Origin of the sequence: Rhodoferax saidenbachensis, assembly GCF_031457975.1 — a bacterium.
In the GTDB taxonomy this organism is placed as follows: Bacteria; Pseudomonadota; Gammaproteobacteria; order Burkholderiales; family Burkholderiaceae_C; genus Allorhodoferax; species Allorhodoferax saidenbachensis_A.
Window position 1 is genome coordinate 135,726 of sequence record NZ_JAVDXO010000008.1, and the last position, 13,838, is coordinate 149,563.

Sequence of the window (13,838 nt, forward strand, 5' to 3'; positions counted from 1 at the left end):
TATGCGCAAGAAGCTATGGTTTTCATAGCGTCTCTGTGGTGGATGGATCGACGTGGTTGCCCGACCAGGCGCGCACCGTGGCGTAGCTGCGCCACGGTTGCCAGGCGTGTGATGCTTGCTCTGCAGCCAGCGCAGGGCGCTTGGCGTCCCGCACGCCCAGCGCTTTTTGCAGCGCCACATCACCGGCCGGAAACGCGTCGGGCCAGCGCAGCGCGCGCATGGCGATGTATTGCGCGGTCCAGGGACCCAAGCCCGGCAATGCCTGCAGAGCTGCCACCGTGCCGGGCACGTCGGCGCTGGGGTTCAGCACCAGCGCGCCATCGGCCATGGCGGCGGCCAGCGCGCGGATGGCGTTCTGCCGCTGGCGCACGATGCCAAGCTGGCCCAAGTCATCGTCACTGGCATGGCGCAGCACCTGTGGTGTAGGAAACAGGTGCGTGAGTCCGGTCACAGGAGTGGCCAGCGGCGCACCAAAGCGCGCCACCAGCCGCGCACCCAGCGTGCGCGCGGCCTGCACCGTGATCTGCTGGCCCAGCACGGCACGCACGGCCAGCTCAAAGCCATCCAGCGTGCCGGGCACGCGCAGGCCCGCGCTGTTCGGAAAGCTCGGGCTCAGCACCGCGTGGATGGCGTTGGGGTCAGCGTCCAGGTCCAGCAGCGCACGCAGGCGCACCAGCACCAGGGGCAGGGCGGCGATCAGTGATTCGCTGACCAGGGCCTGCACCTCACAGCGGACCTCGTCCACGCGTAGCTGCACCCAGCCCTGCAGGTGTTGGCCCGCCCAGTCCAGTGCCAGGGTGCGGGCCAGCGTGTGGGTGGGCAGGTCCACGTGCTCCACGCCGTCCAGCGCGCGCGTGGCAAAGAACTGCAACAGCGCCGTGGCGTCCAGCGGCGGACGGTAGGCCAGTTTGCAGCGCACGCCGCTGTGGTCCGCGGGCACTGTGCCCTCGGCATCGCTACCCGCCTTGCGCAGTGCACGGGGCTGAAAGCGGTATTGCTCGGCAAACACGGTGTTGAAGCGCCGCACGCTGGCAAAGCCGCTGAGCGCCGCCACCTGGGCGATGGGCAGATGTGTGTCCGTCAGCAGCTGCTTGGCCGTCAGCAGGCGGCGCGTCTGCAAATACTGCAGGGGTGAGACGCCCCAGTGTGTCTCGAAGATGCGGCGCAGGTGGCGTTCGCTCACGCCCAGGCGCTGGGCGGTTTGCGCCATGCTGGGGCAGCCGTCGCTCCACAGCTGCGGCGCGTCCAGCAGGCCTGCCGCCTGGCGCGCCAGGATGGCGGAGGCGTCTTGCGTGGACCAGGCCCGTGCGCCCAGTACATGCAGGGCGGAGGGCGCCAGCTCGGGGCGGCAGCGCATGCAGGGCCGAAAGCCCGCGGCTTCGGCCTGCGAGGCCAGGGTGAAGAAGCGGCAGTTTTCGGCGCGCGGCGTGCGGACCTTGCAGACCGGGCGGCAGTAGATGCCGGTGCTGGTCACGCCCGTGAAAAAGCGCCCGTCAAAGCGCGCATCGCGCGCCTTCAGCGCCAGGTAGTTCGCCTGGTCGCTATGGGTCGTGGTATCTGCGTTGGTCGGCACTGTGGGGGTGGGCATGGGGTCATGATACGCAGCCGTTGGCGACAAATGCGCCGTTTTCGGACATGTGCCTGGGGCGCAGTGCACAGGTGCACCCTACAATCCACGGCCAACCTGAAAGTGCCTTTCTCTCCATGCAAGTTGCGGCCAGCCTGTTCAAGGCTTATGACCTTCGCGGCATCGTGCCCGCCACCCTCACGCCCGCCGTGGCGCTGGGCCTGGGCCGCGCCTTCGGCACGCTGGCCATGGCCCGGGGCGAGACCACGGTGGCCGTGGGGCGCGATGGCCGTTTGAGCGGCCCCGTGCTGGTGGCCGCCGTTATCGAGGGCCTGCAGGACACTGGGGTGCAGGTCATTGACGTGGGTATGGTCACCACGCCCATGCTGTACTTCGCCACCAGCACGCTGTGCCGCAGTGGCATCCAGGTCACGGGCAGCCACAACCCGCGCGACTACAACGGCTTCAAGATGGTGCTGGCTGGGGCCGCACTGTATGGCGACGCCATCCAGGCGCTGCGCCAAACCATGGAAGCCGAGACTTGGGTGCTGCAGTCCGGCGGCAGCTGCCGCAGTGTGGAGCTGCTGGCCGACTACACGGCACGCATCGCGGGCGATATCACATTGGCGCGCCCGATCAAGATCGTGGTGGACAGTGGCAACGGCGTGGCCGGTGCCTCGGCGCCCGGCGTGCTGCGTGCCATTGGCTGCGAGGTGCAGGAGCTGTTCAGCACCGTCGATGGCAACTTTCCCAACCACCACCCCGACCCTAGCCAGCCCGAGAACTTGCGGGACCTCATTGCCGCGCTGCAGGCGGGCGATGCCGAACTGGGCCTGGCCTTTGATGGCGATGGCGACCGTCTGGGCGTGGTGACGCGTGATGGAGCCACCATTTACGCCGACCGCCAGATGATGCTGTTCGCGCGCGATGCGCTATCGCGCACGCCCGGCGGCACCGTGGTGTTTGATGTGAAGTGCTCGCAGCTGCTGGCTCCCGTGATTGAGGCCGCGGGTGGCACGCCGCTGATGTGGAAGACGGGCCATTCGCTGATCAAGGCCAAGATGCGGGAAGTGAACGCACTGCTGGGCGGCGAAATGACGGGCCATATCTTCTTCCAGGAGCGCTGGTACGGCTTTGACGACGGCACTTACGCCGCCGCCCGCCTGCTCGAAATTTTGAGCCGTGCGCCCGATGCGGGTGCCGTGCTGCAGGCCCTACCCAGCAGCTATTCCACGCCAGAACTGCATGTGGCCTGCGAAGAGGCGCATGCGGTGGTGCCGCAGTTGGTGGCCCACGCGCAATTCGCAGCACCGGCCACAGTCAGCACCGTGGACGGCCTGCGTGTGGACTGGCCCGATGGCTTTGGCCTGGTGCGCGCCTCCAACACCACCCCCGCTTTGGTGCTGCGCTTTGAGGGCCAGACCGAAGCCGCATTGCAGCGCATCCAGGCCGACATGCTGGCCCTGCTGCGCACCGTGCTGCCGCACGTCCAACTGAGTAAGGTGACCCATTGAAAGCAGCGACTATCCAACGCATTCTGATCGTCAAGCTCTCGTCGCTGGGCGACGTGGTGCACGCCATGCCCGCGGTGCAGGACCTGCGCCGTGCCTACCCCCAGGCGCAGATCGACTGGGTGGTGGAGGGCGCGTTTGCGCCGCTGGTGGCGCGCTGCGAGGGCGTGGGCCAGGTGATCGCCTGCGACCTGCGCCGCTGGCGCAAGGCCCCCTTCGCCACCACCACGCGCCGCGAGTGGAAAGCCTTCAAGACGCAGCTGCAGGCCCAGGCCTACGATGCGGTGATTGACCTGCAGGGCCTGAGCAAATCGGCGCTGGTGTCCTGGCTGGCCCGCACCACGCCCAAGGGCAAGCGCTACGGTCTGGCCAACCAAACGGAAGGCTCGGGCTTTGAGGCCCCGGCACGCTGGGTGGCCGATGTGGCTATCGAGATCGAGCCCCATGTGCACGCGGTGCAGCGCTCGCGCATCCTGTGCGCCGCATCGCTGGGCTATGACTTGCAGGGCCCCGCGCTGTGCGGCCTCAAGCCTGGTGACTTGGCCATCGTCCAGCCCGGTCCGATTGGCCAGGTGGACAACCCGTTCACCCCCAAGAAGGCGGTGGTGGCGCTGGTGCATGGCACCTCGCGCGTCGACAAGGAATGGCCATTGGCTGCCTGGGTGGAGCTGGGCCAGCGCCTGAACCACGCGGGCTTTGCCGTGGCCCTGCCGCATGGCAATGCAGCCGAGAAGGCGACTAGCGAGGCCATCGCCCAACAACTGCAAGACGCCTGGGTCTGGCCCGCCATGGCGCTGGACGCGATGACCGACACGCTGGCCCACTGCGCCGGCGTGGTGGGGGTGGACAGTGGCGTGAGCCACATTGCCGTGGCGCTGGATTTGCCGCATGTGCAGATCTACAACTTCGACACCGCCTGGCGTACCGGGCCCGAGGTGCTGGCTGGCACCGACGCGGCCACCGCGCCGCGCCTGCCGCTGCGCCAGCTCAGCGTGTTTGGCCAGCCGCAGCCCACGGTGGATGCGGTCTGGCAGGCCTGGGACAGCCTGGCCACGCCGGTGCTGTGCCGATGATGCGTGCGATCTATTCCTGTGCCACCTGGCTGATGCAGCCGCTGGTGCGTCGCAAGCTGCGCCGCCGCGCCGTGGCCGAGCCGCTGTATGGCGAGCAGATGGACGAACGCTTTGGCCACTACACGCAGCCTGCTCCCACCGGCGAAGGCCCGCTGGTCTGGCTGCACGCGGTGTCGCTGGGTGAAACCCGGGCTGCCGTCGCATTGCTGAAGGAGTTGCGCCTGGCGTTGCCTGGCATGCGCCTGCTGCTCACGCATGGCACGGCCACGGGGCGCGAGGCCGGCCGCAGCCTGCTGCAACCGGGTGATGTGCAGGTCTGGCAACCGTGGGACACGTTGGGCGCGGTGCACCGTTTCCTTGCGTACTTTCGGCCACAGATCGGTCTGCTCATGGAGACTGAGTTGTGGCCCAATTTGGTGGCAGAGAGTGCGCGTGCCGGTGTGCCGCTGTGCCTGGTAAATGCGCGCCTGAGCGAAAAGAGCCTGCGCCAGGCGCTGCGCCTAGCCTGGCTGGCCCGCCCCACCTACCGGGCTTTGCATGCGGTGTGGGCGCAGTCCCTGGCCGATGCGGATCGTCTGCAGCAACTGGGCGCGCCAGTGCGCGGCGTGTTCGGCAATTTCAAGTTTGACGCCACGCCCAATGCGGCGCTGCTGGCCCAGGGGCTCGCGTGGCGCGCTGCGGCTGCGTATCCCGTGCTGATGTTTGCCAGTTCGCGCGAGGGGGAAGAGGCGATGCTGCTGGAGGTTTTGAAGCGAAATAGGCCTCTAGCCCCCGTGAAATATGCGCCAACAGCTCCTGAAACCATAGCATCCGGTGTGCAGTGGTTGATCGTGCCACGCCACCCGCAGCGCTTTGACGATGTCGCTGCGCTGTTCACCGCCGCGGGCTACACGGTTGCGCGCCGCAGCCAGTGGGGCGATACGCCCGTGGTGGCGGATGTGTGGCTGGGCGATTCGTTGGGAGAGATGGCGCTGTACTTTGGCCTGGCCCAAGCGGCACTCCTGGGTGGCAGCTTTGCGCGCCTGGGTGGGCAAAACCTGATTGAAGCGGCGGCCTGCGGCGTGCCCGTGTTCATGGGGCCGCACACCTACAACTTTGCAGAGGCCGCGCAGTTGGCAGCCGAGGCCGGTGCGGCGTTTGCCTGTGCCGATCTGGCGCAGGCCTTGGACCGTGCAACTGCGATGCTGCACGACGACGCGGCGCTGGCCCAAGCGCAGCAGGCCGCCTTGGGCCTGGGCGCAGCCCACCGCGGTGCGGCACTGCGCACCGCGCAGGCCGTGGCCGCGGTGCTGACGCTCAGTTCGTGAGCTGGCTGTTGATGGGGCTCAGGTCTTCGGCCTTGAGCGTGCCATTGGCCTGGCGCAGCTTCAGCCCACCCACCAGCACGTCGTAGCGCGCCTTGGCCAGCTTGGCCTTGGTGTCAAACAGCTGGCTTTGCGAGTTCAGCACGTCGATGTTGATGCGCACACCCACTTGGTAGCCCAGCTTGTTGGCGTCCAGCGCGCTTTGGCTGGATGCCTCGGCCGCTTCCAACGCCTTCACCTGGCCCTGGCCCGACAGCACGCCGAAGAAGGCGGTGCGCGTGCCCTGCGCCACGTTGCGGCGGGTGGCTTCCAGATCGGTACGGGCCTTGTCTTCCAGCGCCAGGGTTTCCTTGATGCGGTTTTGCGTGGCGAAGCCGGCAAACAGCGGCAGGTTGAAGGCCAGGCCCACGGTGGCCACATTGCTGCGCGTGTCATACGCGGTGGGGCCGCTGGAGCTGCCTTTCTGGCTGTTGGCCACGGTGTAGCTGCCGGTCAGGTCCAGCGTGGGTTTGTGGCCAGCTTCGGCCTTGGCGGTTTCCAGCTTGGCCACTTCCAGCGCCACCTTCAGTTGGGCCAGGCCGGGGTGCTGGTCTTCCGACTGTTGCACCCAGACTTCTGCATCGGCTGGCTCCAGCGGGGCCAACACCACGGGTGCGGCCAGGGGCTTAGGCGCGGCGTCGCTCTTGCCCACCAATTGGTTGAGCGCAATGCCCTTGACGCGCAGGTCATTCTCGGCGGCCAGTTCCTGTGCAATCACCAGGTCGTAGCGGGCCTGGGCTTCGCGGCTGTCGGTGATGGTGGAGGTGCCCACTTCAAAGTTGCGCTTGGCCGAGGCCAGTTGTTCGGCCACCGCCGTTTTCTGGCTCTTCACAAAGGCCAGGCTGTCGCTGGCGGCCAGCACATCAAAGTAGGCCTGGCTCACCCGCACGATCAAGTCCTGTTCAGCCGCCAACAGCTGGGCATTGGCCAGTTCGACCTGCTTCACGCCCTGGTCGTAGCTGGCCTTGTTGGCGGGGCGGTACAGCGGCTGCGCAGCGCTGACGGTGGCAGTCTGGGAGTCGTAGCTGAAGCTGCGGTTGACCACCGGCGAGTTGACGTCCTGGTTGTTGGTGTTGGCGCCCAACGATAAGTTGGCCGTGGGCAACAGCAGGGCCTTGGCCTGGTCGGCCTTGGCCAGCGTCGCATCGAACTGCGACTTGGCCGACTGGTAGGTGGCATCAAAGCCGCGCGCGGCGGTGTACAGGTCAACCAGGCTTTGGGCCTGCGCGGATGCGGCCAGGCAAGAGGCCATGGCCACAAACAGGGGTAGCAGGCGCAGGTGGGTGGAGGCAGTAGATCGGGACATGGAGTGCTTTCTCAGGCTCGGGGAGGTGGAACTATCGGGTGGGGAATGACGCCGGTTCAGTAGCGCGCCACGCTGGCGTCGCGCTCTGCCGACCAGGCGTCAATGCCGCCGGCAATATTGGCCACGTGGGTGAACCCGTGGCTGTGGAGAAACATAGCCACCTGCATGCTGCGTGCGCCGTGGTGGCACAGGCAGGCCACAGGCCTGGAAGCATCTAGCTCAGTGAGTCGCTGCGGCACCGTGCCCATGGGAATGGCCAGCAGCTCAAACCCGTCGGCTTGCACGCTGGCAACGGCCAGTTCGTGCGGCTCGCGCACGTCCAGTACCAGCGGCGCGCCGTGCTCGGCCACGCTGGCAAACCAGGGTGTAAGTTGGGAAGGGCGGACTTGGTCAATCATGGGCAGGGCGCACAGCGTGAACTAGCGGGTTAGAGGGCAGGTTAGAAAGAAAAGCGCGAAGGCTCGGCAAAGTGCTGCAGTCGGGGGGCATTCACATCCCAGGGCTGGGTGGTGCGGAAATCGGTAGTGCTGGTGCGGGTAACAAAGGTGGCGCGCATCTGCGGCTCATCGCCCACCACAGCCGCCAGGCGGCCACCTACATTCAGGCGTTGCAGCAGGTCCTGCGGCACCTGGGTGACAGAGCCGCTGAGCAGGATGACATCAAAGTTACCTTCGCCGGTGGCCAGCTTGGCGCCATCGGCCTCGCGCACGGTCACGTTGTTGATGCCAGCGGCAGCCAGGTTGGCGCGCGCCAGGGTGACCAGTTCGGGTACCAGGTCAATGCTCAGCACGTGGTGGGCGCGGTGGGCCAGCAGCGCCGCCATGAAGCCGGAACCGGCACCGATTTCCAGCACCGACTCGTGCGGCTGGATGGCCAGGTCTTGCAGCAGGCGCGCTTCCAGGCGCGGGGCCAGCATGCACTGGCCGCCAGGCAGCGGAATTTCCAGGTCGGCAAAGGCCAGCAGCTGGTGGGCCTTGGGAACAAAATCCTCGCGCGGTACCGTGCTCAGCAGTTCCAGCACGTCGGTGTCGAGCACGTTCCAGGGGCGGATCTGCTGCTCAATCATGTTGAAGCGGGCTTGGGCAAAGTTCATCGTTCTCTCTCCTTCGGAATTACGGTCGGCAAAGGGCCAAATTTTACGGGGCCAGGGTGCTGGGAGCGCTGCCCCACAGGCGCTTGGCCCATTGGGCCAGATCGTCCATGTAGCAGTACACCACGGGCACCACCACCAGCGTCAGCAGCGAGGAGGTGATGACCCCGCCAATCACAGCCTGGCCCATGGGGGCGCGGGTCTCAGACCCTTCGGTCAGCGCAAACGCCAGCGGCACCATGCCAAAAATCATGGCTAGCGTGGTCATCAGAATCGGGCGCAGGCGCACCTTGGCGGCCAGCAGCAGGGCCTCAGACCGCTCCATACCGTCCTCACGTGCGCGGATGGCAAAGTCCACCAGCAAAATCGCGTTCTTGGTCACCAGGCCCATGAGCATCACCACGCCGATGATGGAGAACATCGACAGCGTGGAGTTGAAGATCATCAGCGCCAGCACCACACCAATCAGCGTAAGCGGTAGCGCCGTCATCAGCGCCAGCGGTTGCAAAAAGCTCTTGAACTGGCTGGCCAAAATCATGTAAATAAAAATGATGGCCATGGCCAGCGCCGACACCGCATAGGCAAACGACTCGGCCATGTCTTTGGTGGAGCCGCTGAACTGGTAGCTGTAGCCCGGGGGCAGGGCAATGCTGTCCATGGCGGTCTTGATGTCGGCCGACACTTCACCCGCCGATCGGCCTGACACGTTGGCGCTGAAGGACACCTCGCGCGTCAGGTCGCGGCGGTTGATCTGGTTGGGGCCGGTGGACTCGACCACTTTGGCCACCTGGTTCAGGCGCACGATGCGCTGGCTGCCATCGGCATTGGTGCCCAGTGCAAAGGGAATGCGCTCCATGTCCAGCGCGCTGGCGCGGGCTTCGGGCGCCAGGCGCACGTTGACGTCGTAGGTTTGGTCATCCGGCGCGCGCCAGTTGCCCACGGTTTGCCCGGCCACCAGGGTGCGCAGGGCTGTGCCAATTTGGCCCACGCCCACACCCAGGTCGGAGGCGGCATCGCGCTGCACCTGCACGTCCAGCGTGGGCTTGTTGGGCTTCACACTGGAATCCAGGTCCACCAAGCCGACAACTGGCCGCACCTTGTCGATGGCCAGCTGGGTCAGGCGCTCCAGTTCACCGGTATCGGGCCCGAGGATGGAGAACTGGATCTGCTTGTTGCCGCCCACCGAGTCCAGCAGGCCCACGTGGGTTACGGTAATGCCAGGCACCTGGCGCAGGCGGTCGCGCAGCAACACGGACATGGCGTCCACGCCGCGCGTGCGGGCCTTGCGGTCCACCAGGCGCACATAGATGCTGGCGTACATCTTGCCCTGGGCGTTGCCGGTGTTGATGGTGGTCAGTGTGTAGCGCACTTCGGGGAATTCACGGATGATGGTTTCGACCTGCTTGGCCCGTGCCTCGGTCACTTCCAGCGATGATCCCACCGGTGTGTAAAAGTTAAGTGAAGTTTCGGAAAAGTCTGACTTCGGCACAAATTCGGTACCCAGCAGCGGCACCATGAAGATGCTGAGCACAAAGATGCCCACAGCCAGTAACACGGTGGCCAGCTTGTGGACCAGCGACCAGCGCAGGATGGTCTGGTAGGCATCGCCCAACCAGTCGGTGCCGCGATCAAACAGGCCGGTGACCCGGCCAATGGTTTTGTCGTAGAACGTGACGGACTGGTCCCGACGGCCGTGCGCTTCAATGCTGGGGTCATGCCAGATGCTGGAGAGCATGGGGTCCAGCGTGAAGCTCACAAACATGGAAATCATCACCGCGGCCACGATGGTGATGCCGAACTCGTGGAAGAACTTGCCGATGATGCCGCCCATGAAACCGATGGGCAGGAACACCGCCACGATGGACAGCGTGGTGGCCAGCACGGCCAGGCCGATTTCCTGCGTGCCGTCCATGGATGCATCAAAGGCACTCTTGCCCATCTGCACATGGCGCACGATGTTTTCGCGCACCACGATGGCATCGTCGATCAGCAAGCCCACGCACAGCGAGAGCGCCATCAGCGTGATCATGTTGATGGTGAAGCCAAACAGGTTCATGAACAGGAAGGTGCCAATCAGCGCGATGGGCAGCGTGAGGCCGGTGATGACCGTGGAGCGCCAGGAGTTCAGGAACAGGAACACGATGAGTACGGTCAGTACCGCTCCCTCGATCAGCGTACGCCGCACGTTCTCCACCGACACGCGGATCTGGCGCGAGCCGTCCATGATGGGTTCCAGCCGCACGCCAGGGGGCAGCTGCTTCTGCATCTCGGCCAGTGTCTTGGCCAGGCCGTCCACCACGGCAATCGTATTCTCGTCCTGCGACTTTTGCACGTTCAGCAGCAGGGTGCGCTGGCCGTTGTACAGCGCGAGGTTGTCGACTTCCTGCGCACCGTCAGAAATGCGGGCCAGCTGCTGCAGCAGCACAGGCGCGCCGTTTTTGCGGGCCACGATGATCTTGCCAAAGTCTTCTGGCCGCTCCATGCGCCCGGCAATCTGGATCACACGCTCCTGCTGATTGGAGTGGATGGTGCCTACGGGCACGTCCTGGTTTTCATTGCGCACCGCGCTGACCACCTGGTCGGGCGTGATGCCAAAGGCTTCGAGCGCCCGGGGGTTCAGGTACAGGTTCAGTTCGCGCCGGGTGCCGCCCACTACGGTGACCGAGCCCACGCCGCGCACATTTTCCAGGCGCTTCTTCAGGGTTTGCTCAGACCAGTTGGTCAGCTCCACCGCGCTGGGGGCTTTGGCACCCGCTGCGGTGTCGGGCAGCACGGCCACCGACCAGATGGCACGCGCCGCCGGGTCAAAGCGCAGCACGCGGGGCTCTTTCACTTCCGTGCGCAAATTCGGCTTCACCGAGGCCACTTTCTCGCGCACATCCTCAGCAGCCTTGCGGCCATCGATGTGCAGGCCGAACTCGATGACGACCACCGACTGGCCTTCGTAGTTGCGTGAGGTCAGCGCCTTGATGCCGGCGATCGAGTTCACGCCTTCCTCGATCTTCTTGGAGACTTCGCTCTCCACGATTTCGGGCGCGGCGCCGGGGTAATCCGCGATCACCACCACCACGGGAAAGTCGATGTTGGGGAACTGGTCTACCTGCAGGCGCTGCAGCGAGAACAAGCCCAGCACCACCAGGGCCAGCATGACCATGGTGGCGAACACCGGGTTCTTCAGGCTGACTTTGGTAAACCACATGGCCTACTGCGCTGCGGTTTGGGCTTTGGCGAGGGTACCTTCGCGCACCGTGCCAACGGTACCGCCCAGCACCCGCGCGCCTTCGGCCACACCTTGCACCGCGACCATGCTCAGACCGTCCACGTCGCCGCGCGGGCCCAGGGTGACCGTCTGGTGCACCACCTGCCCATTGCTTAGCACCTGTACGTAGGGCTGCGGCTTGTCGGTGCGCACCGCATTCAGTGGCACGACCAGGCTGTTGCCCTTGCCGGTGGCCAGCGTGCCCTGCGCAAACAGGCCCTGGCGCAATTCTGAATTGCCCTCAATCGACAGGTAGGCCAGTACAGCGCGGCTGCCGGCGACAGCGCTGGGGTTCACGCGCACCACTTTGGCGGTTAGTGGTTTGGCTGCGCCCTCTACGGTCAGTTGGGCGGTTTGCCCGACCTTGACGCTGAGGGAGTCGGTAGCGCTGAGGCTGGCCTCGAGTTCCAGGCGGCTCAGGTCCACGATCTCCACCACACGGCCATCGATCGCCACGCGTTCGCCGGGTTGCGTGAGGCGCTGGGCGATCTGGCCCGCAATCGGGGCGCGCAGCACCGCGTCGTCCAGCGACTTGGTGGCCACGTCCACCCCGGCCTGGGCCGCGCGGTAGGTGGCTTCGGCCGAGGTCAAGGTAGCAATGGACGAGTCCAGTGCGGTCTTGGAGATAAAACCCTGGTCTACCAGCGAACGGTTGTTGTCAAAGTTGCGCTTGGCAATGTCCACCTGGGCCCGGGCACTCTCGGCCTGTTGCTGGGCCTGGCGCACGCGCGCCTGGAATTCGGTGGGATCCACGCGGGCTATGATTTGCCCCGCCTTCACAAAGTCTCCTTCGCGCACGGTCAGGCCTTGCAGCTCGCCAGCCACGCGGGCTTTCACAAATGCGGAGTTGACGGCCTTGAGCGGGCCGGAGATGGACAGGCCCTGCGTCAGCTCCACGGTCTTCACCGTCACCAGGTCGGCGGCGGGCAGCACCAGCGAGGCCTGGGCTTTCTGGGATGCTTGTTGCGCCTCCAGCTCTTCTTTCTTGGCTTTGCGTGACGCCATGAGACGGGCGGCAACCACGACGACCAGGGCAATGATGAGCCCGATAACAATCCATTTCAGCCAGCGTTTCATGGAGGTGTTCAGGTGGGGGAGGGTGCAGGGGCGGCGCGCGCGCGCAGGCCGTACAAAATGTTGTCGACTTGGGAGTTGATGTACTTCACGGGGTCCAGCGGCTCATTGGCTGGCATGCAGCCGCTACCGGAGTGTTTGGAAATGGCCAGGAACAGCATGGGCGCCAGCACGTTGTAGACACCATAGGTCAGGTCCATGGGGCGAAATTCGCCGCTGTCGATGCCCCGCTGCAGCACGCGGCGGATCAGCTCACGGCCCGGGATGATGACTTCGGCTTGGTAGAAGGCGGCCAGCTCGGGGAAGTTGCCAGCCTCGCTCATCATGAGCTTGGAAATGCCGGCGGCCTGGGTCGAGCCCAAGCGCTCCCACCAGGTGTTGACGCAGTAGCGCAGCAGATCGGCGCTACTGCCTTGGTACTGCTCCAGTTCCAAGCGCCATTCGACAAAGCGCCCGGACAGGTTTTCCCGCACCACGGCCTTGAAAAGTTCTTCTTTGCTGGAAAAATACAGGAACAGCGTGCCCTTGGATACACCGGCCCGCTTGGCCACTTCCTCGGCGCGGGTGGCGGCAAAGCCTTTTTCCACGAACAGCTCCAGCGCGGCGGCCAGCAGCTCGCCGGGGCGTGCGTCCTTGCGGCGCTCGCGCTTGGCGCGCGCGTTGGCGGCGATGTCACAGAGGTTGAAGGGCGTGGGCATGAAAGTTACTGACTGATTGGTTATTAATGTAGCCGCCTGTCTGCAGGCTGTCAAACGCAGGGCTGGCAAAGCTGCTTGGCGGCGCGGGGTTTTGGAGACGCTGCGTAAGATGGAGCGGTCCGGGGCGACTAAGTTGCGTGAACCCTCTTGATCTTATTGGAGAACCCATGTCTGAATCCCTTCAAACCCTGGTGCTGGGCGGCGGCTGCTTTTGGTGCACCGAGGCGGTGTTTGTGCAGGTTAAAGGTGTGGTGGACGTGGAGTCCGGCTACAGCAACGGCCATGTGGTCCGGCCCAGCTACGAAGACGTGTGCACCGGCAGCACCGGGCACAACGAGGTGGTCAAGCTGGTGTACGACCCGGCGCAAATCTCCACCCGCGAGGTACTGGAGATCTTCTTTGTGATTCACGACCCGACCACGCTGAATCGCCAGGGCAACGACACGGGCACCCAGTACCGCAGCGGTATTTATGTGTCCACGCCCGAGCAGCAGGCGGTGGCGCGCGAGGTGATGGCCGAAATGGCCGCCAGTGGCATTTACAGCCGCCCCATCGTCACCGAGGTGCTGCCAGTGGACAACTACTGGCCGGCCGAGGCCTATCACCAGGACTTTTTTGAGCGCAATCCGCACCAAGGGTATTGCATGGCGGTGGCTGCCCCCAAGGTGGCCAAGTTTCGCAAGACGTTTGCGCGTCTGCAAAAGCCCTAGCGTCGCAGGGGCGAGTCGCCCGCGATGCCCCAGTTGGACACCGGCTTGGCAATCTGCGGCGGTCCCTGCACCTGGTCCACATACCAAAGGGCGAGGCCCACGCCGCCGATCAGCACGACGGCTCCAACAACGAGTTTCAAGATGGTGACCCAGAGTTTGGGGTCTTCATTGCGCTTCATGGCACTTTCTCCAGTTGGCCAATATTGT

12 protein-coding genes are annotated in these 13,838 nt (G+C 65.2%); 4 read left to right on the forward strand and 8 right to left on the reverse strand.

The window, feature by feature from the left end; genetic code table 11:
* Positions 1-22: 22 nt before the first annotated feature.
* Positions 23-1,588: an Ada metal-binding domain-containing protein gene (locus J2X15_RS16260; protein WP_310344651.1), complete on the reverse strand. Its 1,566-nt coding sequence runs from the start codon at positions 1,586-1,588 to the stop codon at positions 23-25.
* 116 nt (positions 1,589-1,704) lie between these two features.
* Here J2X15_RS16260 and J2X15_RS16265 point away from each other — a divergent pair, with 116 nt between their 5' ends.
* Genes J2X15_RS16265 through J2X15_RS16275 form a run of 3 tightly spaced genes read left to right on the forward strand, consistent with a single transcriptional unit; the run spans position 1,705 to position 5,458 of the window.
* The gene (locus J2X15_RS16265; protein ID WP_310344653.1) at positions 1,705-3,081 is read left to right on the forward strand and encodes a phosphomannomutase/phosphoglucomutase; all 1,377 of its coding nucleotides are present in this window, start codon (positions 1,705-1,707) and stop codon (positions 3,079-3,081) included.
* The gene (waaC, locus tag J2X15_RS16270) at positions 3,078-4,151 is read left to right on the forward strand and encodes a lipopolysaccharide heptosyltransferase I (protein ID WP_310344655.1); all 1,074 of its coding nucleotides are present in this window, start codon (positions 3,078-3,080) and stop codon (positions 4,149-4,151) included. Before J2X15_RS16265 ends, waaC begins: the two co-directional genes overlap by 4 nt.
* Entirely contained in the window at positions 4,148-5,458 is a 1,311-nt protein-coding gene (locus tag J2X15_RS16275) for a 3-deoxy-D-manno-octulosonic acid transferase (RefSeq protein ID WP_310344657.1), read from the forward strand. Before waaC ends, J2X15_RS16275 begins: the two co-directional genes overlap by 4 nt.
* Here J2X15_RS16275 and J2X15_RS16280 read toward each other — a convergent pair.
* The 6 genes from J2X15_RS16280 to J2X15_RS16305 are packed head-to-tail and all read right to left on the reverse strand — an operon-like array spanning position 5,448 to position 12,921.
* Positions 5,448-6,800, reverse strand: coding sequence for a TolC family outer membrane protein (locus J2X15_RS16280; protein WP_310344660.1), 1,353 nt, complete (start codon positions 6,798-6,800; stop codon positions 5,448-5,450). The genes J2X15_RS16275 and J2X15_RS16280 overlap by 11 nt on opposite strands.
* Positions 6,801-6,856: 56 nt before the next feature.
* The gene (locus J2X15_RS16285) at positions 6,857-7,198 is read right to left on the reverse strand and encodes a rhodanese-like domain-containing protein (protein WP_310344663.1); all 342 of its coding nucleotides are present in this window, start codon (positions 7,196-7,198) and stop codon (positions 6,857-6,859) included.
* Between the two features lie 41 nt (positions 7,199-7,239).
* Positions 7,240-7,893 carry a protein-L-isoaspartate O-methyltransferase family protein gene (locus J2X15_RS16290; protein ID WP_310344664.1) on the reverse strand — a complete coding sequence of 218 codons (654 nt, stop codon included), beginning with the start codon at positions 7,891-7,893 and terminating at the stop codon, positions 7,240-7,242.
* A gap of 43 nt (positions 7,894-7,936) precedes the next feature.
* Positions 7,937-11,089 (reverse strand): efflux RND transporter permease subunit, encoded by a 3,153-nt coding sequence (locus J2X15_RS16295; RefSeq protein ID WP_310344667.1) that lies wholly within the window; start codon positions 11,087-11,089, stop codon positions 7,937-7,939.
* Between the two features lie 3 nt (positions 11,090-11,092).
* Complete coding sequence (locus J2X15_RS16300; RefSeq protein WP_310344670.1) at positions 11,093-12,226, reverse strand: efflux RND transporter periplasmic adaptor subunit; 1,134 nt, start codon at positions 12,224-12,226, stop codon at positions 11,093-11,095.
* Between the two features lie 8 nt (positions 12,227-12,234).
* Positions 12,235-12,921 (reverse strand): TetR/AcrR family transcriptional regulator, encoded by a 687-nt coding sequence (locus J2X15_RS16305; RefSeq protein ID WP_310344673.1) that lies wholly within the window; start codon positions 12,919-12,921, stop codon positions 12,235-12,237.
* A 167-nt stretch (positions 12,922-13,088) separates the two neighbouring features.
* Between J2X15_RS16305 and msrA the strand changes: the two genes are divergently transcribed.
* A complete protein-coding gene (gene msrA, locus J2X15_RS16310) occupies positions 13,089-13,631 on the forward strand; it encodes a peptide-methionine (S)-S-oxide reductase MsrA (RefSeq protein ID WP_310344676.1) in 543 nt (180 codons plus the stop codon).
* Here msrA and J2X15_RS16315 read toward each other — a convergent pair.
* Complete coding sequence (locus J2X15_RS16315) at positions 13,628-13,810, reverse strand: hypothetical protein (protein WP_310344680.1); 183 nt, start codon at positions 13,808-13,810, stop codon at positions 13,628-13,630. The two genes, msrA and J2X15_RS16315, sit on opposite strands and share 4 nt — an antisense overlap.
* Between the last annotated feature and the right edge of the window lie 28 nt (positions 13,811-13,838).